Annotated in this window: 19 protein-coding genes and 1 tRNA gene; 11 read left to right on the forward strand and 9 right to left on the reverse strand. The window is 60.9% G+C overall.

The window, feature by feature from the left end; genetic code table 11:
* Window positions 1-38: 38 nt before the first annotated feature.
* Both ftsH and tilS read right to left on the reverse strand, forming a co-directional pair.
* Entirely contained in the window at window positions 39-1964 is a 1926-nt protein-coding gene (ftsH, locus tag JNJ45_06145; protein MBL8048246.1) for an ATP-dependent zinc metalloprotease FtsH, read from the reverse strand.
* A gap of 157 nt (window positions 1965-2121) precedes the next feature.
* Window positions 2122-3504 carry a tRNA lysidine(34) synthetase TilS gene (gene tilS, locus JNJ45_06150; protein ID MBL8048247.1) on the reverse strand — a complete coding sequence of 461 codons (1383 nt, stop codon included), beginning with the start codon at window positions 3502-3504 and terminating at the stop codon, window positions 2122-2124.
* A 56-nt stretch (window positions 3505-3560) separates the two neighbouring features.
* Here tilS and JNJ45_06155 point away from each other — a divergent pair, with 56 nt between their 5' ends.
* Both JNJ45_06155 and JNJ45_06160 read left to right on the forward strand, forming a co-directional pair.
* A complete protein-coding gene (locus JNJ45_06155; protein ID MBL8048248.1) occupies window positions 3561-5129 on the forward strand; it encodes a hypothetical protein in 1569 nt (522 codons plus the stop codon).
* Window positions 5130-5153: 24 nt separating this feature from the next.
* The gene (locus tag JNJ45_06160; GenBank protein ID MBL8048249.1) at window positions 5154-6608 is read left to right on the forward strand and encodes a D-aminoacylase; all 1455 of its coding nucleotides are present in this window, start codon (window positions 5154-5156) and stop codon (window positions 6606-6608) included.
* On the opposite strand, the gene JNJ45_06165 is transcribed toward JNJ45_06160, so the two are convergent.
* Both JNJ45_06165 and JNJ45_06170 read right to left on the reverse strand, forming a co-directional pair.
* The gene (locus JNJ45_06165) at window positions 6605-7897 is read right to left on the reverse strand and encodes a UDP-glucose/GDP-mannose dehydrogenase family protein (GenBank protein MBL8048250.1); all 1293 of its coding nucleotides are present in this window, start codon (window positions 7895-7897) and stop codon (window positions 6605-6607) included. The two genes, JNJ45_06160 and JNJ45_06165, sit on opposite strands and share 4 nt — an antisense overlap.
* Window positions 7898-7939: 42 nt before the next feature.
* On the reverse strand, window positions 7940-8788 hold the full coding sequence (locus JNJ45_06170; GenBank protein ID MBL8048251.1) for a glycosyltransferase family 2 protein: 849 nt from the start codon (window positions 8786-8788) through the stop codon (window positions 7940-7942).
* Window positions 8789-8826: 38 nt separating this feature from the next.
* On the opposite strand from JNJ45_06170, the gene JNJ45_06175 reads away from it, so the two are divergent.
* Together JNJ45_06175 and JNJ45_06180 are read left to right on the forward strand one after the other, a co-directional pair.
* On the forward strand, window positions 8827-9897 hold the full coding sequence (locus JNJ45_06175; protein MBL8048252.1) for a hypothetical protein: 1071 nt from the start codon (window positions 8827-8829) through the stop codon (window positions 9895-9897).
* Between the two features lie 53 nt (window positions 9898-9950).
* A complete protein-coding gene (locus tag JNJ45_06180) occupies window positions 9951-11843 on the forward strand; it encodes an ATP-binding protein (GenBank protein MBL8048253.1) in 1893 nt (630 codons plus the stop codon).
* Here JNJ45_06180 and JNJ45_06185 read toward each other — a convergent pair.
* Window positions 11840-12634: a hypothetical protein gene (locus tag JNJ45_06185; GenBank protein MBL8048254.1), complete on the reverse strand. Its 795-nt coding sequence runs from the start codon at window positions 12632-12634 to the stop codon at window positions 11840-11842. The two genes, JNJ45_06180 and JNJ45_06185, sit on opposite strands and share 4 nt — an antisense overlap.
* 236 nt (window positions 12635-12870) lie before the next feature.
* Window positions 12871-12945 (reverse strand) — tRNA-Thr (locus JNJ45_06190).
* Between the two features lie 72 nt (window positions 12946-13017).
* On the opposite strand from JNJ45_06190, the gene JNJ45_06195 reads away from it, so the two are divergent.
* Together JNJ45_06195 and JNJ45_06200 are read left to right on the forward strand one after the other, a co-directional pair.
* Window positions 13018-14679 (forward strand): B12-binding domain-containing protein, encoded by a 1662-nt coding sequence (locus JNJ45_06195; protein ID MBL8048255.1) that lies wholly within the window; start codon window positions 13018-13020, stop codon window positions 14677-14679.
* 42 nt (window positions 14680-14721) lie between these two features.
* On the forward strand, window positions 14722-15711 hold the full coding sequence (locus JNJ45_06200; protein ID MBL8048256.1) for a hypothetical protein: 990 nt from the start codon (window positions 14722-14724) through the stop codon (window positions 15709-15711).
* 36 nt (window positions 15712-15747) lie between these two features.
* Here the strand turns inward: JNJ45_06200 and JNJ45_06205 are convergent, their stop codons facing one another.
* Window positions 15748-17166 (reverse strand): DUF4382 domain-containing protein, encoded by a 1419-nt coding sequence (locus JNJ45_06205; GenBank protein MBL8048257.1) that lies wholly within the window; start codon window positions 17164-17166, stop codon window positions 15748-15750.
* Window positions 17167-17242: 76 nt separating this feature from the next.
* Window positions 17243-18304 (reverse strand): serine hydrolase, encoded by a 1062-nt coding sequence (locus tag JNJ45_06210; GenBank protein MBL8048258.1) that lies wholly within the window; start codon window positions 18302-18304, stop codon window positions 17243-17245.
* 61 nt (window positions 18305-18365) lie between these two features.
* Here JNJ45_06210 and JNJ45_06215 point away from each other — a divergent pair, with 61 nt between their 5' ends.
* From JNJ45_06215 to JNJ45_06235, 5 genes are all read left to right on the forward strand, one after another.
* On the forward strand, window positions 18366-18875 hold the full coding sequence (locus tag JNJ45_06215) for an inorganic diphosphatase (protein MBL8048259.1): 510 nt from the start codon (window positions 18366-18368) through the stop codon (window positions 18873-18875).
* A gap of 15 nt (window positions 18876-18890) precedes the next feature.
* Entirely contained in the window at window positions 18891-19661 is a 771-nt protein-coding gene (locus JNJ45_06220) for a sugar phosphate isomerase/epimerase (GenBank protein ID MBL8048260.1), read from the forward strand.
* Window positions 19662-19702: 41 nt separating this feature from the next.
* A complete protein-coding gene (locus tag JNJ45_06225; GenBank protein ID MBL8048261.1) occupies window positions 19703-19936 on the forward strand; it encodes a DUF448 domain-containing protein in 234 nt (77 codons plus the stop codon).
* A gap of 17 nt (window positions 19937-19953) precedes the next feature.
* Window positions 19954-21864 carry a translation initiation factor IF-2 gene (gene infB, locus JNJ45_06230; GenBank protein ID MBL8048262.1) on the forward strand — a complete coding sequence of 637 codons (1911 nt, stop codon included), beginning with the start codon at window positions 19954-19956 and terminating at the stop codon, window positions 21862-21864.
* Window positions 21865-21943: 79 nt separating this feature from the next.
* Complete coding sequence (locus JNJ45_06235; GenBank protein ID MBL8048263.1) at window positions 21944-22717, forward strand: aminoglycoside phosphotransferase family protein; 774 nt, start codon at window positions 21944-21946, stop codon at window positions 22715-22717.
* Here JNJ45_06235 and JNJ45_06240 read toward each other — a convergent pair.
* Window positions 22698-24500 (reverse strand): adenylate/guanylate cyclase domain-containing protein, encoded by a 1803-nt coding sequence (locus JNJ45_06240; protein MBL8048264.1) that lies wholly within the window; start codon window positions 24498-24500, stop codon window positions 22698-22700. The genes JNJ45_06235 and JNJ45_06240 overlap by 20 nt on opposite strands.
* Between the last annotated feature and the right edge of the window lie 19 nt (window positions 24501-24519).

The raw sequence follows: 24519 nt of genomic DNA on the forward strand, positions 1-24519 counted from the left end.
AAAGAAATTCCGTGGGGATTCCACGGAATTTCTTAGGGTCAGCCAATCGTTCCCGGGTTCAATTTCGGGGGTGGCGAAGGCTGTGCGGAAGATTCAGTTCCATCCGGGCTTGCGGCTTCGCCTTCGGCGGGAGCGGTTGAAACCAGTGGTTCCGGCGGCGGCAGGGTTTCGCCTGCCATGACCTTGAGGAACTGCTCGCGGTCGAGCGTTTCGTGCTCGAGCAATGCTTCGGTGAGCGCGTCAACTTTCGCCCGATTCGCCGTAAGAATCCGCGTCGCGACGTCGTGGCAGTTGTCCACAATCGCCTTGATTTCTTCGTCAATCTGGCGGGCAACTTCTTCCGAATAATCGCGCTCTTGGTAGACGTCGCGGCCAAGGAACGGATTGCTTGAGTTGCGGCCAATCGCCAGCGTGCCCAGCTTTTGGCTCATCCCGAACTGGGTGACCATTGCCCGAGCGATTGCGGTGACGCGCTTGAGGTCCGAAGTCGCGCCTGTCCAGCGCTCGCCAAAGACCACTTCTTCGGCCACGAGTCCGCCAAGCGACATCGAAATGTCGTCCAGCAGTTCGCTCTTGCTTTCCGAATATTTTTCAAGTTCGGGCAAGCTCCACGTAATCCCGAGCGCGTGACCGCGCGGCAAGATTGTGACCTTGTGAATCGGGTCGCAGTGCTCCAGGAGTTCCCCGACCACCGCGTGGCCGGCTTCGTGCACGGCCGTAAGCTTGCGATCCTTCTCGACCATCTTACGGGAAAGGCGAGCCGGGCCCACCATCACGCGGTCGAGAGCCTCCTCAATCTCGCTGGGCGAAATCTTGGTCTTGTTGCGTCGGGCGGCCAGCAACGCACTCTCGTTGAGCGCGTTGGCGAGGTCGGCGCCAGTGAAGCCCGGCGTTCGCTTGGCGACCGTCGCGAAGTTAACTTCGGCGGTAAACGGCTTGCCCTTGGCGTGGACTTGCAAAATCGCTTCGCGGCCCTGCGCGTCGGGTGCATCCACCACCAGTTGGCGGTCGAAGCGGCCCGGACGAAGGAGCGCCGGATCGAGCACGTCGGGTCGGTTAGTGGCGGCCACCATGATGACGCCGCTGTTGGCGTCGAAGCCATCCATTTCGACCAGAAGCTGGTTCAGCGTCTGTTCGCGTTCGTCGTGACCGCCGCCGAGACCTGCGCCTCGCTGGCGACCCACGGCATCAATTTCGTCGATAAAGATCAGACAAGGACGGTGCGCCTTCGCCGTTTCGAAGAGGTCGCGAACCCGTGCGGCACCCACCCCGACGAACATTTCGACGAAGTCGGAACCGGAGATGTGGAAGAACGGGACCCCTGCTTCGCCGGCAATGGCGCGAGCAAGGTGGGTCTTCCCGACGCCGGGAGGGCCCGTCAGCAGAATGCCCTTGGGAATGCGCGCGCCGAGCGCAACATACTTCTTCGTATTCTTGAGGAAGTCAACCACTTCAGCCAGTTCTTGTTTGGCTTCTTCGATCCCAGCAACGTCATCAAAGGTGATCTTGGGACCGTTCTCGCCGACGCGTCGGGCGCGGCTGCGACCAAAGTTCATTGCCTGGTTGCCGCCATTTTGGGCGGGCCGGATGAAGAAGAAATAGATAAGCGCCAGGATGACCAGCGGCACGAGCACCGTGCTGAGGATCACGCCGATGACTTGCGGGCCTTGCGAGGGAGTCTTGTAGTCCGGTTCGACGCCGGCCGCTTCCAGCTTGGCGGCAATCGCTTGGCCACGAGCCGAATCCGAAGCAACCGCGGTCGTTTCGTAGGACTCGCCGCTCATCAGCTCGCCGGTGATTTTGCTCCCTTCCCAGGTCGCCGTCTTGATTTCCTTCTTTTCGACGGCGGTCGTGAATTCGCTGGTTTTGAGTTCGCGAGTCTTGCTACTGCTAAAGCCCAGACCGTTGCCGCTGCCAAGCGCGTTCATCAAAATGATCGCGGTCAGCACAACCAGCAGGGACACAATAAATGTTCGTGGTGCCTTGTTCAATCTAACTCCAGGGGAAACCCACTTCGTAATACGCGTGTGGGGTACGGCGTGTTCTTGCAATTATGACCGCTCGCACCATTACCAGGTTCACCTAGCCTAGTTTTCGGCGGAAATTGGCCGCTTCCTCACGCTAATCTAGCGGGGAAAACCGGACCAAAAGACCCTTTTGCGAGGTGGGCGTCACCTTCACTCGGTCGGCCATCACCACTCCCGGCACCCAAATCGGCCCGACTAAGTCACAGAGAATCGGGAGCCGGGCCCGCGCGTGGGTGCTCAGCTTCGCCTCGCCGAGAGCATCGCTCAGCAGCCGTTGGCCGCTCATGCCCAGCGGGACAATCTTATCGCCGGACTCTTGCGAGCGGAAGTAAAGGTTGCCTTTGATCGCCGCGGCATTAAGCACGATTTCCATCGAGCCCCGCTCGCGTTGGTGGTCCGTAGGGTCGCTCGGCAACGCCGTAAACTTCCAACCGAACTCGTCGCTTTCGGTTTCGCCCGGCACGGTCAACGGGAACCGGAACGGCGATTCGCGTTGGCAAAGTTCAACCAGCAACCGCTCATCGTCCACGATAAAGCTGAGCAAGCCGTCCTCCGTTGTCACGCTGCCACGTTGACCCTGGGCGAGCAACTGTTCGACCGCCATTACTTGTTCGTAGCTGGCGTTCGCGCCGAAGAACTCGGCGAGCAACCGCACGGCGCGGCGCATCAACACAGCGGGGTTTGCCCGCAGCACCTCGACTTTCATCGCGACTTCACAATCCTGGGTCAGAAACCCGAGCCGCCCATTAAGAGGGATCTCCGCCGCGACCAGCAGACGCGCCGCGAGCCCATTGAGGAACTCGTCCTCCTCGGCGACCAACTCGCTCAGCCGCACTAAAGCCAGGTCCGCGCCGGGGTGCACGAGCCGAAGCTCCGGCACCACCCTTTCGCGCACCCGAACCCTCGCCATGTCAATGTCGGCGTTGGCCGGATCATCGTGAAACCACAGCCCGCGCGATTCGCAGAACTCGCGCGTCTCGGCTCGAGAAAACCCGCGCAACGGCCTCACCAAGTGATCGCGAGTCCACGGAATCCCGGTCAAACCCTTCATGCCGCTACCCCGCGCCATGCGAAACAGCATGGTTTCAATATGGTCGTCTTGCGTGTGTCCGGTGGCAACGGTACTGACGCCAAGTCGAGCGCAGGTTTGTCTTAAGAACTCCTGGCGGGCGAGTCGCCCGGCTTCTTCCAAGCCGATCTTGCGGGCCGCGGCCATGCCTGGAACATCGGCGCGGCCGCTTACAAAAGGCACCCCAAGCTCGGTCGCATAAGCCTCGGCCAGCGCCAGCTCGCGGTCGGCCTCGGCCCGCATCCCGTGATGCAAGTGGGCGGCTACGCAGGAGACGCCAGATTCAACGAGTAGCGTCAGCAGGGCCGTGGAATCCGCCCCTCCGCTGTAGGCCACCACCACTTCTCGCGCGGGGTCGAGCTGGCCCCACCGCTCAAAGTCGGCGCGAAAGGAGTCCAGGGTCAGCATCGGGCTTAGTTTACTTTCTGGCGGTAACTGGCACGGCCAGCGGACGTCCATGGAATATGGGCTTCTTACCAGCTGTCGTTCTTTCGTCGTTCCTCGCGCCCGCCGCGGACATCGTTAAGCCGGAGATCACCTCGGTCTCGATGTTCAAAAATGGCTACGCATTCCTCACTCGCAAGATCGCGGTGAAGAATGGCGAAGCGAACATTATCGAAGTGCCGCAAGCCTCGCTAGGTACGCTTTGGTTTTGGTCGCCGGAAGGACAAATCGACTCAATCGTCACGAGCGAAGACGTCACCTCCAAGGAAACCGACACTCCGCACGAAAGCCTCGCCTCGATTCTTGAGGCCAACAAGGGCCGCATGGCAAACGTCAGCTACATGGCCTCGGGCAAAGCCGAAATGGCCGCGGGCCAAGTACTCAGCTGCTCCAATACGATTCTTGTGATGAAGGCCGGTGAAGGCACGCTAGCGATCCCGGTGAGCATGATCTCGCAGGTCTCAAGCCCCGATGCCAGCTTCGCGTGGTCGCGCAAAATCAAGCAGGAATCCACTCGCAAGTTCTACAAGATCATGGCGAGCAAAACCACCAAAACGGTGATGATGATGTCGCTGGAGCGCGGCCTCACTTGGGCGCCCGGCTATGCGCTCGACATCAGCAAAGAAGACAAGATGACGGTGGCGAGCAAGGCCACAATTCTCAACGAACTGGCCGACATGGATAAGGTCGGCGCGCGCTTGATCACCGGTTTCCCGAATCTTGAATTCAAGGATATTCTCGACCCGTTCTCGGCGGGAATGAACCCCGACCAGTGGCTCGGGAGTCTCTCTGGTGGCCAGCCCGGCGGTGGGTTCGGCGGCGGCCGCGGAGGTCGCGCGGCGGAGATGATGACTCAAAACGCCTACGCGCCTAAGATGGATGCCGACGTGAACTGGGGCGGCTCGTCCGATAACACGGCGGGCGGCGAGCAAATCGGCGACCTGTTCTTCTACGACCTCGACAACTTCTCCAGCAAGCGGGGCTCGCGGCACTACCAAAACCTGTTCCGCTTCGACACCGACTACAAGCACGTCTACACCTGGGAAATTCCGGACATGGTGGACGCGGGCGGCAACTATCGCGGTATTCAGCCGAACGAAGTGAGCGAGGTTTGGCACAACCTGCGCTTCAAGAACGCCTCGAAGCGACCGCTGACCACGGGTGTCGCCACGATCTTTAGCAAGGGCGAACTGCTCGGCCAAAGCATGCTGCAGTACTGCATCTCGGATGGGGACTGTGAGGTGCGCATCAACAAGGCATTGGCCGTGCGCGCCGAAGCAACCGAAGAGGAAGTCGAGCGCGTTCGCGGGGCCATCAAGGATCGCTACGAAAACCCCCGCTACGACCTCGTGACGGTCAAGGGCGTCTTGCTCGCCAAGAACGGCCTCAAGGAAGATATCGCCCTGGAAGTCAGCAAGAGCCTGACCGGCGAAATCGTGTCCAACTCGCCCGACGGCAAGGTCACCAAGACCACCAAGGGCCTGCGCCAGGTGAATTCGACTTCGGTCATCAAGTGGGCGCCAAAGCTCAAGCCAGGCGGTTCGCTGCAACTGGAATACACGTACAAGTTGTACGTCCCCGCGAGCTAGTCGCCCGCCAAGTAAACTCCGGTCATGCTTTTGCTGGCCGGAGTTTTTCTTGCTAAATCCACCCTCATCATCAACGCCACGGTGATCGACGGCACCGGCTCGAAACCCAAATCGGCCAGCGTGCGGCTGCTCGACGGCAAGATCAATGCGGTCGGCAATCTCAAGCCCATCGAAGGCGAAACCGTCGTGGACGCAAAGGGCCTCGTGGTCGCTCCCGGATTCATTGATGCGCACAGTCACGCGCTTGGCGGCATCGCCGACGAACCAACCTCCCTCTCGCAACTCACGCAAGGAATCACCACCGCGGTGGTCGGTCAAGATGGCGGCTGGAGCAAACCGGTAGCCGAAGAAATGGCCGACCTGGACGGCATCAAACCGAGCCTCAACTTCGCATTTTTCAGCGGACACGGCGGCTTGCGGCGTCGCGTCATGGGCGAGGACTACAAGCGCGTGGCCAACCCGATGGAGCAAGGCATCATGCGCTCGCTGCTGGCCGACGACATGCACGCGGGCGCGCTTGGGCTGTCGAGCGGGCTCGAATACGACCCCGGCTACTACTCCGACACGGCAGAACTTGTGAGCCTCGCGCGGGTCGCGGGCGAGGCAGGCGGCATTTATATCAGCCACATCCGCGATGAAGCCGACAAGTCGTTCGAAGCGTTTGCCGAAGTTGCCCAGATTCGCGACCAGGCCAACGTGCGCACCCAGATTTCGCACATCAAACTGGGCACCCAAAAAGTGTGGGGCCGAGCCCGCGACGTGGACGCTTTTCTCAACCAGGAAGGCGTCACCGCCGATGTCTATCCGTACCTCTATTGGCACAGCACCATCGCCGCGCTGTCGCCCAGCCGCGATTGGGCCAATGCCGCCATTTGGGTCCAAGGTCTGGCCGATGTCGGCGGCCCGCAGAATGTCCGGCTGGTGGGCTACACCCACGAGCCCACGTGGGTCGGCAAGAACCTCGCCGAGATCAGCGCCCTGACCGGGAAGTCCGCCCCCGCCCTGATTCAAGAGATTCTCGAGAAAACCGAGGGGCCGACCGGCTCGGGCTCGCAGCATGTGGTGGTCACGGCCATGACCGAACCCGATCTGGAGCACTTCATCCAGCATCCCAAAATCATGTTCTGCAGCGATGGCGCGATCGGCGGACGTCACCCGCGAGGCGCGGGCAGCTTCCCTAGGATTCTCGGACGCTACGTCCGCGAGCGCAAAACCATAAGCCTGAGCGAGGCGATTCGCAAGATGACTTCCCTGCCCGCCCGCACCTTTTTGCTCAAGCGGCGTGGCGAACTTAAACCCGGTTTCGCGGCGGATGTCGTGCTGTTCGATCCGAACACGATTAACGACCGCGCTACTCCGGAGAACCCCACCGAACTCAGCGTCGGCGTGAATTCGGTGTGGGTCAACGGCGAGCGGGTGCTGGCCGACGGTAAGTCAACCGGCACCCGCTCGGGTGTTGTCATTCGCCGCGCGAACTAGTCCGAAATTCCGATCGTGTGATATTCGAGCCCCGAGCGCTCCACGAACTCCGGCCGATACATGCGGCGGCCATCGAACAAAATCGGCTGCTTCATGGAAGCCTTGATCCGAGCAAAGTCGAGTTGCTTAAACTCGTTCCACTCCGTCACCAGCATCAAGGCGTCGGCGCCCTTCGCCACTTCGTAGGCGTTCGTGCCGTAGTCGATGTCAGGCCGAATCTTCTGCACGTTCTCCATCGCGACGGGGTCATAGCCGACCACGGTCCCGCCGCGCGACACCACATGATCAATGATCACGAGCGAGCGCGCATCGCGGATGTCGTCGGTATTCGCCTTAAACGCGAGGCCGAGCAACCCAATGCGCTTGCCGGCAAAACCGCCCAGCCGCTTTTCGAGCCGATCCAGGAAGTGCGGGGTCTGCGTATCGTTGATATTGACCACCCACTTCAGCAATTGGAAATCGTAACCGTGCGCCTCGGCCACCGTGATCAGGCCCGCGACGTCCTTGGGGAAACAGCTTCCACCCCAGCCGAGTCCGGCCTGCAAAAACTGGTTCCCAATGCGCTCGTCGCTGCCCATGCCCTTGGCGACATCACCGACGTTAGCCCCGGCGGCTTCGCAGATGCGACTCATTGCGTTGATAAAGCTAATCTTCATGGCGAGGAAGCTGTTGCTGGCGTACTTAATCAGCTCGGCGCTCTGCCAGTCGGTGATGTACATCGGGCGTTCCAGCGGGGCATAGAGCTCCACCAGGCGCGCGGCCGCCTCTCGCTTGCGAGCGCCAATGACAATGCGATCCGGATACAGCGTGTCGTGAATCGCGGTGCCCTCCCGCAGGAATTCAGGGTTGCTCACCACGTCGAACATGGACTCATCAATCCCGTGACCCATCAAAATTTCGGTCACCAGTTTGCCGGTGCCCACCGGCACGGTGGACTTGTTCACGATGACCTTGTAGCCGTTGATGCCCGCCGGAATCGCGTGCGCAACCTCCTTGACGTAGCGAAGATCGGGCCCATCCGGTCCCGGCGGCGTGCCGACGGCGATGAACACGATGTCGCTTTGGCGAGTCGCTTCCACCACGTCGGTGGTGAAGGTTAGCTTGCCCTCGTTGCTGCCGCGAGCCAGCAGTTCTTCAATGCCTGGCTCATAAATCGGCGGAATCCCTTGCTTGAGGTTCTCCACCTTTTCGGCGTCATTGTCCACGCAGATCACTTGGTTCCCCAAGTCCGCGAGCACCACGCCTGTCACAAGGCCAACGTAGCCCGTCCCCACAACCGCGACCTTAATCACGTTGTAAAAGTACCATGTTCTAGGTTCAGTCGGCCCCGTCTATTTGCTGGGTCGGCGGTTCTTAAGCGACCTTAGCAGTGATCCCCAGAAGTACTTGTTCTGAATCGGCAAGCCCGCTTTGATGGCGTGACTCAGAGCCTCCGGCCAAGCCGATTGCCGCAGCGCAATGAGGTGCGCCATGCTGCGAATCGTCCGGCGATCGTTGGGTGTGGCGAACGGCCATTCGGCCAGCATGTTGTCCAAGTTTTCATCCAGCCGAGCGAGGCTCCGGCTCACCGAATTCTGCACCTGCAGGTAGTGCGTCAACTCCTCGCCCATCGTAAATGCAGGGCCAAGTTTCGCCGCGACCCGCACCCAAAAGTCCACGTCCTGGAACCGGATTAACTTCTCGTTAAATCCGCCGACGGCCCAATAGTTTTCGGCGCGCACCGAGAACCCCGACCCGCTGGGCCACGCGCGGTGAGAAAGAAACACGCGCCAATCCGCCGGGCCCCGCTCGGCGCGACCTCCCGTCCAACCGGCCAACGAACCGTCCTCAAACGTCGCGATCGTGCGATCCAGCACGCAACTGGCGGCCGGCATTTCCTCCCACGCAGCCAAGTGACGCTCAATCTTGTTGGGTGCCCACCAGTCGTCGGCATCGAGAAAGAAAAAGATGTCGCCGCTCGCGGCCTTCGCCGCCGCATTGCGGGCGATCGCCCCGTTCCCCTTGGGGAGTTCCAAGGCAGTTGCGCCGAGCGACCGGGCGACGGTTGCCGTTTGGTCGGTGGATCCATCCACGCCGACCACGATTTCGTCGGGGCGAACCGTCTGCGCCCACGCACTCTCGATGCCTTTGGCGATATAGCTCTCGGCGTTGTGCGCAGGAATAATGACCGAAATTCGCATAGGAGGCTTTGGCTACGGTTGTACCCGCTCTATACTGAATGTCAAGGAGAGGCATGCAGAGCGACGAACGATTCGAAAAACGTTGGCATGCCTCGATTCCGATCTTCGAGCGCTATCTGACCAAGTTGGGTCAGGCACCCGATTCGATTCCCGACGTCCTGCAGACCGCGTTCACTAAGATTTGGCCGCGCCGCCACGAGCTCAGCTTTGAGGATGACGGGCGGTGGCTTGCCTATCTCAAGTGCGTGTTCGACTCGGTTCGGCATGACCACGGTGCGAAGGATGGCCGCGAAACGCCCGTTCAACCAGACAAGGTGTTAGTTGCCGATACGACGTTCACCGAGGCGATTCAGGCGCGGCTCGACGAGCGCGAGGCCACCGAAGCCTCCCAAGACCTGTGGCTGGGCGAGGCGCCCGACGAACTGCCAACCAAAACCCTGGCCGCGATGCTGCTGCTTCTGGACGGGCGTCGCCCGAGTGAACTTGCTCAGATATCACAGTTTTCTCGCCAGAGTTTCAGCTTGCGGGCGGCGGTTTCGGTGCCTCGCGTGCAGCGGCAAGTCATGTACGAAGTGCTCAAGCCGCCTCACGACCAAGTGGCCTGCGCCGTGCTGGGGCTGCCGGTTGACCATCTTGCCGAAGCCGTGACCAGCAGCGCGGCGGGCCGAGATCATTGCTCCGAAACCGGCAAGTGGCGGGCGACGGAAACGCATATCGCGATTCGACATTGCCTCGAATATGAACCGGCCAGCATCATTTCTCGATCCATTCCCGAGATGCAACTGAACGACATCGCAAAGGTAATTGTTAGAATCCAAACCTTGCTGCCGTTTTCTAGTGCGGTGCAAACAATTTTGCAAGGCATGGCGCGATACCGTCTGGACCACAAAAGTCTAGGCGAAAGCGGCTTGTGGAAGCTCGTGGCCTTTCAGTACACGCTGGAAAGTCAGACTCACCAGGACCTGCTGGCCTGGATGAGTGGACCCGCCCACCAATGTGGATTCAGCCTCGGTCCGATGCAAGTGCACGGGTGGATCAGCAATAAGCGTCTTCTGCGCGAATTGCAAGCCAACATCGAAGAACGGAGGCGACGCGATTGGCCCAGCTAGATTGGACCGAAGAGCTTTTCCTCTCTTGCCTAGAGCCGGAAGTTTCGGTTCTGTTGCGTTCGCCCGAAGATCGCCGCCGGTGGCTTGCGCGCATGCTGGCTCAGCGCACCGTCGGCCGTATTCCGACTGACAACTTGCCCTGCTTTGGCCGCGCTAAGCCGATCGCGCAGGCGGTTGACCTTCTGCGTGGCGGCGCAAGTGTCGTTACCTTGGTCGGCGAAGGCGGCGCGGGAAAATCGCGAGTCGCTCGCGATGTTGCCCGGCAACTGGATCGCGAAGGCTGGCCCGTGTTTTGGGTGGACGCAACCTGGGCCTTGGATTTTCGCGACTTGCAAGCGAGCATCCTCGCGACCGTGGGCGCGGCTGATAACGGGATCATCCTGCTTGATGACGTAAAACCCTCGGACAGCCCTGGCCTCGCTGCCCTGCTGAACACAATGCCTGGCATGCAACTTCTGTGCACCGCGAAAGCCAAGCTCGGAATCGGCGAACGCGAGATTCGCGTAGGCTCACTGACTCAAGCCGCCAGCCGCGAACTGTTTGCGCGCATGAACCCCGGGGTACGGCTGCCATCGCGCGTAGCTCGGGTTCCCTTGGCGCTATTGCTGTTGGCCGCCGCGGGAGCGAGCTCGGCCAGCCTGACCTTGCCGCCCGCGACCAGCGCGGCCCCCATCTCCAAGGAGCAAATCATCATGAGTTCAATCAGCCTGCTCGACCAACCCAACTTCCTGAAACTTCTGTCCCTCTGCACCCTCGCCGGGCCATTCAATGAGGCCATCGGGCGCGAGGTGGTGCAAGCCAGCGGCACGAGCGACACCAATATCCAGCCGCTGGTGGACCTCGCGTTCCTGCAAGTCCGCGATGCTAACGCGTATATCATTCACGACGACGTGAAGGAGCAGGTGTGGCAGGCCGCTCGCGACCGCCGACTGGACGCTGCTGTTGAGCAAGCCCGCGACGGCCACGCCACCGTGTTTGTCAATCGCGCCCGTTCGATTGGCGACGCATTGCGCACCGGCGCTTGGGTTGAGGCGATGCAGAACATGCTAGCCGACCGCATCAACTGCCGCGAAGCCCTCCGCCACACGTGGGTATCGCGCCAGTTTGATGCTGTCAAGACCGTCGCGCAATCGCTTTCGCGACCGCTCTTTGAGGCGGGATATCTCGCCGACTTCCGGGAGTTCGCCAGTCATGGACTCGAAGCGAGTATGGCGACCGCCGACACACCCGCCGAACTTGAGATGCTTGGCCTGCAGGGCGCCCTTGCCGGTCGGGAAGCCGATGAAGAAACCGCCACCAACCTCTGGACACGACGCTTGAGCCTGGCGCGAGAACAAGGCGACTGGGTGACCGCGATGGACGCGCTCGGCGACCTCGCGCACCAAGCCTTCGGCCAAAACGACGACCCGGCGGCTCTTGAGTTTGCGAACCAAGGCCTCGAGTTGGTCAGCCGAACACCGCATGCTTCCCACGAAGCCACGCTAAGGTCAATCCGTTGCCGCATCTTTGCGCGCCAAAACCAAACGGACGACCTGAGCGCGGAACTGTCCCAGATGCAAGACCTCTTGCCGACGGTGACCGAGCGGGCGCTTCGACCGTTTGTGCTGTACTCCATGGCCCTGCTCTACATCGAGCTCGCTCAACCTCAGCCGGCGGAGGCACTGATCCGCGCGCTCATCGGAGAGGCGAGCGAAGGACAGCGGGTCATCGGTCTCGGCTGGGCGCTGCGCAACCTTGGCCAACTGAGCGAAGCCGACGGCAACTTGGCGCTGGCTACGCGCTGTTTTGTCGCGGCGAGCAAAGTGTTCAACGAGTACGAAACCGCGCACAAAAAAGTAGCCCGCGCCGCCCTCCAAGGGTTCGAAGATCGGCACGGGCTCAACGTCGCGGACGAGATTCTGGCGGCCTCCGAGTTGGATTGGCCAGAGCTCATCGCCACGATTTAGGGGTTCGGTGGTTCAGGTACCTCTTCGACGCAATACGCTTTGAGGAAAATGAGGTCAAGTTCGGCCACGGTGAGCGCCGGAGTCGAACTGATGATCGGTCCTTCCGCGCCCTCGCAAGCCACGAGGTTGGGAAACTCGTCCGGGCAGAGTCCGCCCGAAAGGTTTTCAAAGAACATCCGCACGTCGCGCATGCCGCCGCCGCCCGTGGTCCCCCGCGGATTGATGCGCAGGCTCGACATGGGCAGCATCGTGATGTCGCCATCTTTAGCGATCTCACGGAGTTCTCGCGGGACGACCCCGCTCGTGTCTTGCAGCCAGTTGAGGAAGCCCACCTGATCCTGCGCGACCGCCGACATCATCATGGCCAAGAAGCCGCGATCGGGATTGATTTGCAAGTGAACAAACACCGAGTTTGTCTCCCGAAGAATGAAGAATTCGATGTTGGGGAACTCAAGATGCGTCGCCAGAGCGGCATCGAGGTTCTCCCAGAAAGTAGCGAGGTTCGTGGCTGTCATACCCACACCCGGCCCGAACGTCGGAATCGCGTCATCGTGCCCGGTAACAATCACCAGGGCGGTGCCGCTCATTCCCTTGACGACGAGTCCGCCTTCCGACGGGGTGGACGTACTGAATTCGATAAAGTAGTGGCCGCTCATCGAGGGTTCCGCCTCGGGCGCGTTATCTTCAATCCACGTGCCGGGATCATCCAAAAGCTCAGCCAGCGCGCCGCTTTCGGTCTTGACAATCCACAGTTCCTCGTCCTCCGCCATGGGAATGTATCGGGTGCTCATCTGCAATGTTTCCTGAAGGAAAAAATCCTTCTCATCACAAACCCGTTTGAACGGCGGAATCTAACGTGGCCGCATGAAAATTGCAAGAATTTTTGCGGGCGCTGTTCGATTCTGCGCCCAGAGGCGGTTGTTCACTATGCCTTGCATTGCCCCATGTTGAGGCGCGGGCGGGGGGCACGATGCCCCTCGTCCCGCTTTCAAAGCATGAGAACCCCGCCGAGCGGCAGGCAAAAAAATGGAGCCGATGACCGGACTTGAACCGGTGACCTGCTGTTTACGAAACAGCTGCTCTACCACTGAGCTACATCGGCAACCGACAACAATTATGGCACCCGAGACCGGTTTTCGCAGGGGGGAGGGGCGATCAGCTAAAATGTTGGTTCATGCCCGGCGAAGAGTTGACCTGCACCTACGATCCACTCATTGAGCTGATGGCCAAGTTCGAGAATGTCAAAATCTCGGACACCAGCGAAGATGCCTTTGCTGGACTCGGCCCCGAAGATCGCCTCAAGAAGCACATTATCCAGGGCATCAAAAAGAACCTGGACCAGCACCTGCAGGACGCGCTGGAAACCTACCCGCCTCTCGCCATCATCAACGAGATTCTGCTGGATGGCATGAAGACCGTCGGTGAACTGTTCGGCGCGGGCAAAATGCAACTCCCATTCGTGCTGCAAAGCGCGGAGGTGATGAAGGCCGCCGTCGCCCAGCTAGAACCCCTCATGGAAAAAGTCGAGGGCAGCGAGAAGGGCTCGATCCTGCTAGCCACGGTGCAAGGCGACGTCCACGACATTGGCAAAAACCTCGTGGACATCATCCTCAGTAACAACGGGTACCGCGTGGTGAACATCGGCATCAAGCAGCCGATCAACAGCATTCTCGACGCCGCCGTCACCCACAAGGTGGATGCCATCGGCATGAGCGGGCTGCTCGTGAAAAGCACCGTCATCATGCGCGAGAACCTCATCGAAATGAACGCCCGTGGCCTCGCCCACTATCCGGTGATCCTGGGCGGAGCGGCGCTCACCCGCGGGTTTGTCGAGCAAGATTGCCGCGCGGCGTTCGATGGCAGCGTCTACTACGCTCAAGACGCCTTCGAGGGGCTGCGTCTTATGGAAGTCATCAAGGCGGGCGGCGATGCCCCCGTCGCCGAGGAAGCACCGCCCACCCGCGTGGCGAGCCACCGCCTGCCGGATACCGACGAGAGCCTCTACGTCTTCGACGGCACCAAGAGCGACGTTCAGCCGGTCGCGCCCCCCAAGTTGCCCTTCTACGGCGCGCGCAAGTGGACCAAGTTCGACATTTTTGAGATTTACAAGTACATCAATCCCATCGCGCTGATTCGTGGCCAATGGCAGTTCCGCCGCGAAGAGGGCCAGAGCCAAGCCGAGTTCAATAGCTATCTGGAACGCGAGGCGGGGCCGCACTTCGAGCGCCTCAAGCGCGAACTTGCCCGACGCATGGAGCCCAAGGTCACGTGGGGCTACTTCCCTTGCAACAGCGAGGGCAACGACCTGATCATCTACGCCGAAGACGAAAAGACCGAGCGGCACCGATTCCGATTCCCGCGCCAACGCGACCAAAAGCGCCAGTGCTTGGCCGACTTTTTCCAACCCGTCGAAAGTGGTGTTCGCGACGTGGTTGGGTTCCACATCGTCACCGTCGGCCACGCCATAAGTGAGTACGAGCGCTCCCTCTTTGCCGGTGGCGATTTTCAGGAGTACCTTTTCGTCCATGGCATGGGCGTGGAAACCGCCGAGGCGCTCGCCGAATATTGGCACCTTCAGATTCGTCGCGAAATGGGCATCGATGACCAAGAGCCGGAGAGCACCAAACTGCTGTTCAGCGCGAAGTACCATGGCGCGCGCTACTCGTTTGGCTACCCTGCATGCCCGAATCTCGAAGACCAAGTTGCGCTCATGGATCTACTCGATCCCGCCGGCATCGGCATCGAACTCAGCCCCGAGTTCATGCTCGTTCCGGAGCAAAGCACGTCGGCGATTATCGTTCACCACTCCGAAGCGAAGTACTTCAATATCCGTTAATCGAAACTCGCCTTCCTCGACATACGTCCCATAATCATAGTGATGAGAGTTCGCGCATTAGTCGGTTTGGTGGGGATTGCCCTGGTGGGTTGTGGCGGCAGCGATTCGCCGAACCCGTTTAACGGGACCTCGATCAACAATGCCGCGGGCGAACGGGATGCTGGCCGCGCCTCGGGCGAAGCCGCCACGCCGGTGCCGGTGTTCCTCACCGTTGACCCCGCGAAGACCTCCTCCTCGGCCGTGCTCACGCTCAAAAAGGTTTCCTTGGCTCGCAGCGGCGATTCCGACACCCTGACCGAGTCGGCCAACATCAGTTTCTGGGCGCGCGGTCTGATCGCCGAAAAGGAAGGCAAGGTGGTCGCGCGCAAGTTCATTTATCTGGGGAATGCGCCGCGGAACCGTGGTTACATTCGCGCCTCCATCACGCTCGCGCCAGAGTTCTATGCCACTGCGCTTGGCGAAACCGCGGCCAAGCAGCAAACTCTTTCCACTCCCAATCTCAGCGTCAATCTCGAAGCGACCAAGATGATCGCGGACGCGCTCGTGCTCGAACTCAGCGTGGATGAGACGGCCAAAACCGCCGCGCTCGCGATCGGCAAGGCCGACGGAGTCAACGAGCCGCAGAACATGCAGCCCGGCTTTATCCTCGCCCGGATGACCCCGGTCAAAGGCGAGGGCGACGCGATTCGCCTGAGCAGCAGCACGTTGGGCGTGGTCGCCATCGAAAAAGACCGCTGGCTCGGAACTCCGCTCGCCGGAGCCGCGGCGCAAATGACCTGGCTCGGCGGGGTCTACAACCCAGCCACCAAGCGTTTTGAATCGGCTGTCGCCGGCAGTGTCCCGCAAAAGGTTCTCGCCAGTCCCGATCGCGTGGTCGGCACCGACCCGACGCTGCTCGGCCCGAATGCCAAGGCCGACGACAATTGGACGGCGCTCACACGCGGGGCAGACAAGCTCCTCAAGGTGCTGAAGAGCGTCCCGGCGAAAGTCGACGCGGCCAAGACCGAAGCCGCGAAGGCCGAAAAAAAGTAAGCCCCAGACCGCTTCGGTCCAGGGCTTGTTCACGCCTTAGTTACGCGAGATCAACTTGAGGCGACGAGCCACAAAACCACTCTCGCCCATGCGACCGTAAACCTTCACTTGAAGGTTTCCCGTGAGGGCGCCGAAGAACGTCGCGCGGCTCACCGACTCGCCCATTTGGTCTTCGAAGTGAGCGCCTTCGCCCAGGCTCACCGTCACGGAGCGGCCTCCGGACCAACTGAAACCTTCCCATTCGTTTGGCGTCAACGTAAAGGTGAACGCGGTCGAGTTGACGTTGGTGAACGTGCCACGCGCTTCTTGCTCGCCGATGCCGCCGCCGTCATCGCCGCCTTCGTGATGGCGCTTCACCTTGGTGGCCGTCAGCACGCCGGTTTCACGATTGTAAGCACCCTCAACCTCGATCTCAGGATTCGAGATTCCGACCAAGCTCGCGAAGAAGACATCCCGCGACACAACCGCGCCGCCTCCGCCCCGGAACATCGTGGTCGAGGTCGTGGCGACCGTGATCATGGTGCGGTTGGGCGCGACGCCCGACGCGCGGCCGATCACCATCTGCATGGAACCGGCGGTCGCATCGAATTCGCTGACGTGACCGTACAGTTCGGGCTGGTTCTCACCAGATTCGTCTTCCACCTTGATTGAGGTCGCCGAGATCGTGCGGGAGGTGGGGTCAAACGTGCCCAGGATCTCCACCCGATTGCCGTTCGCCAGCGACGGGCTCGCGGTCGCGTCCTCGCGGAAGATCGTGGTGCTCGCCGAAGTGTTGACGGTGACCGTACCGCCCCCGCGAAGAGTGATGGTAAAGCTTTGCGTCGGCGCCGTTCCCGTGAGCGCCGAGATCAGACCATGAAAGTCGTCGGCTTCGTGACGCGCCGGATCGTCGAGCGACGAACCGCTCCCTTCGATTACTACCGGGGCCACCCCGGAAGGATTATCGTCCCATTGACTGAGATCGAAGTCGAGAACCACGTTGGAACTCGTGGTGCCAAAGGTTTTCGCCGACGCAAAGGTGAGTGTCATGACCGTTTTGCCCGCCGGATCACCTGCGTTGACCGCGAAATTCTTGTCGTCGCCAGTGGCGCTGCCGCCCGCGAACAGGGTTACCGCGCGGGCCACCGTTACCTTGGCCGCAGTGTAAGTTCCAGCGGGAACGTTCAGCTTGCTGAGAAGTTGATACCGAGCACCGGTACCATCGCGCAGGCTGCGAAGGTCGATCGTTTCGCCGGTTGAATTGTCATAGACCGTCACCAACGCCCCCGTAGATGAGACCAAATCGATCTTGAACAACGTGACCCAAACGTGGTCGTGCGAACTCAAGTTATCGGTGGCAAACAGCGTGATCGGCGCGGTCGCGGCGGCCCCACCCGACGATGAGCCGCCCCCGCATCCGGCGATGACGAGGCTACCGAGGCCGAGCAGCAATGCAAGTTTTGAGCAAAGTTTCATTTAGTTGTTTCCTCAAACAAAGTGTCCGCCAAGAAACACCAGAATCGTTGGGGATTCCGCAAGTTCCCTTATAAATTTACTGTGACACGCCGTAAACCGCGTCATAAAACGCGGGACGAACCGCCTGGATTTTCAGGTTGTCGCGCGTGGGATGCACCCGATTCGAAAGCAAGACGCCGAACAGCTTGGCCTCGGGATCGATCCACAGCGAGCAGCCTGTGAAGCCGAGGTGCCCATACGAGAGCGGCCCAAACCGCTGACCACAGCTTGGATCCACCGGCGACTTCGTATCCCAACCCATCGCGCGGGTCGAGGTTTCGTCTTCCCGCATCGTCCACATGTGAATGTGGCCCTCGTCAAAAATCTCGTCGCCGCCGCGAAGCATGCACTGCGCGAACTTGGCAACGTCGCTGGCGCTGCTAAACAACCCGGCGTTGCCCGAAACTCCTCCCAAAAAGTAGGCGTTCTCGTCGTGAACCGTGCCCTGGATTTCGCCCTCGCGGAAATGGCCCGCCGGGTGCACTTCGGTCGGCGGGATCTTGCGCCGCGTAAACGGTCCCGGGCGAAACGTCGTGTGGCCCATGTTGAGGCGGCAGAAAATGCTGAGCTCGGTGAACACCTCAAGCTCCTTAAACGACTTGACCTTCTGCCCGCCATTCATCACCTTTTCCAGGAGCATCGCCAGTACGATGAACCCCACGCAGGAATACTCGGTGCGCGTGCCGGGCTCGTACACCAGCGGCTCCTGCAGGATGCCGGCGAAAGCGGCTTCCGGAGAATCGTACAGCTTCCAATATTCGCGGTGAGCCGGAAGCCCGCTGCGATGCGTCAGCAAATCCAGCACGCGGATTTCGTTGCGGCCTTCGCCCGCGAACTCGGGGAGATATTCGGCCACCGGGCGCTCCACATCAAGCTGGTCAATCTGCGAAAGCAGCATCGCGGCCGAGGTGGTCGCGACCACCTTGGTCAGGCTCGCCACGTCGTATATCGTTTCGTGATCCACGGCGGGGCTGGCGTCGTCGTAGCGGAAGTGTCCGGCCGATCCGACCTCCAGATCGTCGAGCGTGCCGTAAGCCCAGGCCGCGCCGGGAAAGGCACCGTCGGCAATCGCACGCTCCACAACTTCACGCGGGGTCATTGGTTCTATTATCGGACATTCAACCCGAGCTTTACCGAGCCGCCTGTCATAATAGGCTCAGATGTCCATTCTCAACGCCAAAATTGGCTCCAACGCGCCGCATACGTTCAACACCATCATCGAGATTCCTCGGTACAGCACCAACAAGTACGAAGTTGACCAAGAGACGGGCATCGTCAAGCTGGACCGAGTCTTGTTCTCGCCCCTGTTTTATCCGTTCGACTACGGCTACATTCCGCAAACCCACTACCTCGACGGCGACCCTCTGGACGTGCTGGTTATGCTGAGCCACCCGACCGTGCCGGGCTGCATGGTCGAGGCGCATGCGATTGGCGTTTTGGAAATGGCCGACGAAAAGGGCTCGGACGAAAAGATTTTGTGCGTGGCCACCAAGGACCCTCGCTTCCGTAATCGTAAGCACATCAACGACCTCAACCCGCACACGCTGGCCGAGATCAGCCACTTTTTTGAGGTCTACAAGCAGCTCGAAGAAAAGGACGTCGAGATTGTCGGATGGCACGGGCCGGAGCTCGCCAACGAGCTGATCGACAAGTATCGCACCGACCGCTAAGGTAACTTAAGATTCATGCAGACCATCGGCCTCCAACTCTACAGTGTTCGCGACGACCTCGGCAAAGATTTTGCCGGGACCATGGAGCGCCTGTTTGAGTTTGGTTACCGTAGCTTCGAGACCGCCGGCGCGTTCGGCAAGGGACCGCAATGGTTTGCCGACCTCCTGAAGTCGCATGGCGCGAGCGTGTGCAGCATGCACATCGGTCTTCCTAAGAAAGAGGACATCGCCGGGATCGCCGAAACGGCGGCCATTTTGGGCACCAAGCAGTGCGTGGTGCCGTGGATGAACCCGGCACTGTTCCGCACGTCGAGCCAGATTCAAAAAGCCGCCGACGACCTCATCGGCGCGCGCGACATGCTGGCCGAGGCCGGACTGAAGCTCGCCTACCATAACCACGATTTCGAATGGCGCAAAAACGAGGACGGCAAGATTCCGCACGAGACCTTGCAGAGCCTCATGCCCAAGGACTTCATCTGGGAAATCGACGCCTACTGGGTGTTCGCCGCCGGCGGAAACCCATTTGACGTCGCCAAAAAGCTCGGCGCGAAGGCCGAGTTCTGGCACATCAAGGATGGGTTTGGCACCGGCGCGATGGTCGCGGTGGGCAAGGGCAAGATTCCGTACAAAGAGAACTTCGCCAAGCTCAAGGCCGCCAAGCACCTCATCGTCGAACTCGACGAATCGCGCGGCGTGATGATGGACGATGTCCGCGATTCGTACAAGTTCCTGCGCGGACTCTTCGATCAGGCAAAGTTCGACGCCGCGCCGATCGGTGGACCCTAGGCCGCAACCTGGTAAACTAGGGTATCAGTTCGTCCCGCCCCTTGCCCCCCATTCGCATGTGCATTTGCTGCCGGGGTCGCCGAGAGCAGTCGTGCCTCATCCGCATTCAGTGGGTGGACTCTCGATGGGTTCTCAATTCTCGCCATGCACCAGGCCGCAGCGTATACCTTTGCCAAGCCTGCCGCGAGCGCCTCAATCGCAAGGGATTGGAGCACGGACTGAAGCTAAGGTTGACCGCCGATGACGTGGTAGCCTTGCAAAGCAAGCTGATATGACTGAACTGAAAAACGCTATGGACATCGCTGAACTCGCCAAAAAACACGGACTCGTTCCGGCTCAAGTGATCGGGGTTCTCGCCGATCTCGGATTGGAGCACGATAACGAGCGGTTTGAAAGCGATGACGACACGATGGCCATCGTCACCGACGAGCTGAAGCAGCTTAAGGGCAGCAAGGAAGTGCCGCTGACGCCCGGCGTTACGCCGCGCGACGTGGCTCGCCTGCTGGGCATTGGCCCGCAAGAAGTTCAGAAAGTGCTGATGCTGAAGATGAAGGTGATGGCCACCCTCACCACTTCGCTCAAGGAAGATGTCGCCGAAACCTTGGTTGACAATCTCGGATTCAAGATTCGCTGGGCCGAAGCCAAGGCCAAGCCCGTGGCCAAGCCCAAGGCCGACGCCAAAGCAAGCGGCGGTTCGCAACTTCGACCGCCCGTGGTCACGATTCTCGGCCACGTTGACCACGGCAAGACTTCCCTGCTCGACTACATCCGCAAGGCGAATGTCGCCGCCAAGGAAGCGGGTGGCATCACCCAGCACATCGGTGCCTACCAAGTTCAAGCGGGCGAAGGCAAGACGATTACCTTCCTCGATACTCCCGGCCACGCCGCCTTTACGGCCATGCGAGCCCGTGGAGCGCAGGTCACCGACATCGCAATTTTGGTGGTCGCTGCCGACGACGGCATCATGCCGCAAACCAAGGAGGCGATCAGCCACGTCAAGAACGCCGACGTCCCGATGATTGTCGCGGTCAACAAGATTGACAAGCCCGACGCCAACCCCGACCGCGTGATCATGCAACTGCCGGAGCACGAGGTCATCCCGGAAAGCTTCGGCGGCCAAACCATCATCTGCCCCGTTTCCGCCGTCACCGGCGAGGGCGTTCCGCACCTGCTGGAAATGATCGCCCTGCAAGCCGACGTGATGGAGCTCAAGGCCGACCCGAAGGGCGACTTTGAAGGCGTCGTCATCGAAGCCAAGCTCGATCGGGGACGCGGCGCGGTCGCCACGATTCTCGTGCAACAAGGCACGCTCAAAGTCGGCGATTGCGTCGTCATTGGTAACGCGTGGGGCAAGATCAAGGCGATGACCGACTACCTGGGCGAGCGCGTTAAGGAAGCCGGCCCCAGCATGCCGGTCGAGATTCTCGGCCTGGACGAAGTTCCCGGTGCCGGGGAAAGCGTGCGCGTCCATGAGGACGAGCGCTCGGCCCGCAATGAAGCCGAATCCCGTCGCACCGCCAAGCGCGAAAAGGACCTCGGCGTCGCCACCAATCGCCTTTCCCTTAAGGACCTGCGAGCCCAGCTCAACGCCGGCGAAATCAAGGACCTGAACCTCGTGGTGAAGGCCGACGTGCAAGGCTCGCTCGAAGCCGTCAAGGGCATGCTCGAGAAGATTGCCAACGAGGAAGTCACCGTCAAGGTCATCCACTCGGCGGTCGGAACGATCACCGAAAACGACGTGCTCCTGGGTTCGGCCGCGAACGCCATTCTCGTAGGATTCAACGTGAAGCCCGAGCCCGGCGCCAAGAAGGAAGCCGAACGAAGCAAGGTCGAAATCCGCACCTACAGCATCATTTATGAGCTGATCGAGGACATCGAAGCCGCCGTCAAGGGCATGCTCGCTCCCAAGTTTGAAGAGGAATACATGGGCACGGTCGAGATTCGCATCGTGTTCGACCTCAGCCGTGCCGGCAAGATCGCCGGTTCGCACGTCACCGATGGCAAGATTCAGCGGGGCGCCGATGTGCGCGTCAAGCGCAACAAGGAAGTGGTGTGGACAGGCAAGGTCGGCACGCTCAAGAACGTCAAGCAAGACGTGCGCGAAATGAACGCCGGTCAGGATTGCGGGATCACCTTCGACGGTTGGGAAGCCTTTGAAGAAGGCGACGTGATCGAAGTCTTTGAACTCGTCCAAATCAACTAATCACGCCGACCACGTCCGCGCTTGGGCGCGGGCCGAGGGTCTTGGTGAGCCGATTTCCGTGGAGCCAATGCTCGGTGGAATGTCGGCTCACCTTTTTCTTGTCGAGTTCGCCGATCGTCGGCTCGTGGCGCGCTTCCCGAGCCCGTATCTGGCCACGTTTGTCCCCGATCCAGTGACTTATGAGGCGGCCACACTGCGTGCTCTGGCGCGTCAGGAGGTTGATGCGCCGCGGGTTGTGGCGACCGACGGCGAGATGGTAGTGCTGACCTACTGCGACGGCGCGGCCACCGCGAACCCGGCCGGGTTTGACGACTACTACGGCGACCTGGCACGGCGATTGGCGGAGATCCACCGCACTCCGACCGACGGCTTTGAGCATCTCGTGCCGATGAAGCCAAACTACACGCCGCGGCCCGAACCGTGGCGGACCGATCTGAGCGAAGCGGATCTCGTGAGTGCACTGCAGGCGCTTCCGGCCCCCGACCTCAGCCAACGCGTGCTGCGGCACGGCGACTTTTGGCCGGGCAACGTGTTGTGGCAAGATGGCCATGTTTCGGCCGTGATCGACTGGGAGAACGCCTTGCTCGGCCCGGCCGTGGCCGACCTCGCGATCTCGCAGCTCGACATGATGTGGATCGGCGGCCGCGCCGCGATGCAGGCATTCACCGACGCCTACTTGGCCGCGCGAGACGCGGACCTACGCGAACTGAAGTACTGGCAAATACGAGCCACGCTGCGTCCGATGCCGAACTTCGACGAATGGGCCGGCCCCTACGCGAGTCTCGATCGGCCCGACATCACGACCGACACCATGCAGGCTGGACTACTGGAGTTCATCGAGGAGATTCTGTAACCCGCTCCGGTTGGTGAACCCGCACCCGCTGCGTACGACCCTTCACCTCGATCTCGGCCACGAAGGTCCAATCGAAGCTGGTGGCGCACGCCAACATCGTCGCCTCGCTGGCCAGAATCTTCGCCCCCAGAGCATCGCAGCTACTCTCCAGCCGCTTGCCCAGGTTGATCGTGTCGCCGATGACGGTGTAGTTGAGGCGCTCCGGGCTGCCCATAGTGCCGACCACCGCCTCGCCGGTGCTGATCCCGACCCGAATCCGCAGGTTCTGCCCCATGTCGGTCGCAAGTTCGGCAAATGCATCCTGACAAAGGAGCGCCGCCTCCACCGCGCGCGCCGCGTGGTCTTCGCCGCGCCAAAACGCGAGCACCTCATCGCCGATGTACTTATCCACGGTGCCACCCGTTTTTTGCACGCACTCGGTGAGCGCCGTCAGGTACAGCGAAAGCACCATCACCGCGTCTTCGGGCGCCATGTGCTCGCACAAACTTGTGAACCCCGCGATATCCGTGAACGAGGCCGTCAGCACCACCTTTTCGCCGGCCAGCCGCGCTTCTTCCCCGCTCTCAATCAGTTGGCGCACGTAGTTGCCGGGCACGAATTTGCCAAAGCTCTTGATGCTCGATTTCATGTCGTGCACGGCCGAGGCGAGGGTGGCGATTTCGGTGATGGACGTTTGCACCTGCTCGTCGGAATCCAGTTCCAGGTTGCGAATGTTCTCCGTGTCTTGCGTAATCTCGCGCAGCGGCTTGGTGACGCGCCGCGAGATCAGCCATCCGAGCAGCGCGCTGCACGAGATCGCGACGAGCCCAGCGAGGGCGGCATTGCGTTCGGCGCGCCGGATGTTGCCCAACAACTCGCTTTCGGGCACCACCGTCAAGAGGCCCCATGGCGGACTGTTGCGCCCTTTCAGAACGCTCACACTGCTAGAAAACTGCTCGCCGCCGTAACTAAACGTGAAATCGGTAGCAAGGTTGCCCGCCAAAATATCGATCGGAATCGCGCCGAGCTTCGGGTTTGCGGCCAGCGGCGTGCCGAGCAAACTTCGCGCCGGGTGGGCCACGATCGCGAGGTCCGTGCGACGGTCGAAAATCGCGCCGTACCCAGTCTCCGCCAAGGTAAACGAACGCAGATAATCGCTCAGCGTGTTCAGCGTAAAGTCCACCGAGAGCACACCCGCCAAGCGACCCGACTGATTCAGAATCGGAACCGCGAAGGTCACGCCAAGCTCGGTTTGACCCGTCGGCGTGATGAACTTGTACACCGGCGTCCACACCGCACGACGCTCGGCCTTGGCGAGTTGGTAGTAGGGTCGCTCACGCGGATCGTAGGTGGTCGCCTGCCGCCGGACCTCCTCACGCGCGCCCCTCCAAATGTAGTCGGTGCGAAATCCGCCCAGGCACTGCTGCCGTTCCAATCGCCCATCCGGACGGCGGTAGACGTGGGCGTATTCGCCGGATTCCAAGCCAAAGCTGATGTAGGTGAGGTCGGCTCGCACGCGCAACTCGCTCTCGAACTCGCCAAGCTTAGCCTCAAAATTCGCCGGCTGCAAGCTTTTCAGATCGGGGCCAAGCTTGTCGGCGGTGGCCGTCGCTTGGTCCACCATGCGCCCGACGCGCTCCTCCAAGCCACGCATCGCCTGGCTCATCAGGGCACTGTTGAGCTCGCTCACCGAGCGGCGACTGGCTAGGAACGTGCTGATGCTCAGCACCAGCGCGGTTGCGAGGAGCGGCACGAGAATTGCGGTGAGCAACGCCGACACCAGACTGACCCGACGCTTCCTCATCCCGAAGCTATTGTATCGC

It is taken from the genome of Chthonomonas sp., from assembly GCA_016788425.1.
In the GTDB taxonomy this organism is placed as follows: Bacteria; Armatimonadota; Fimbriimonadia; order Fimbriimonadales; family Fimbriimonadaceae; genus JAEURQ01.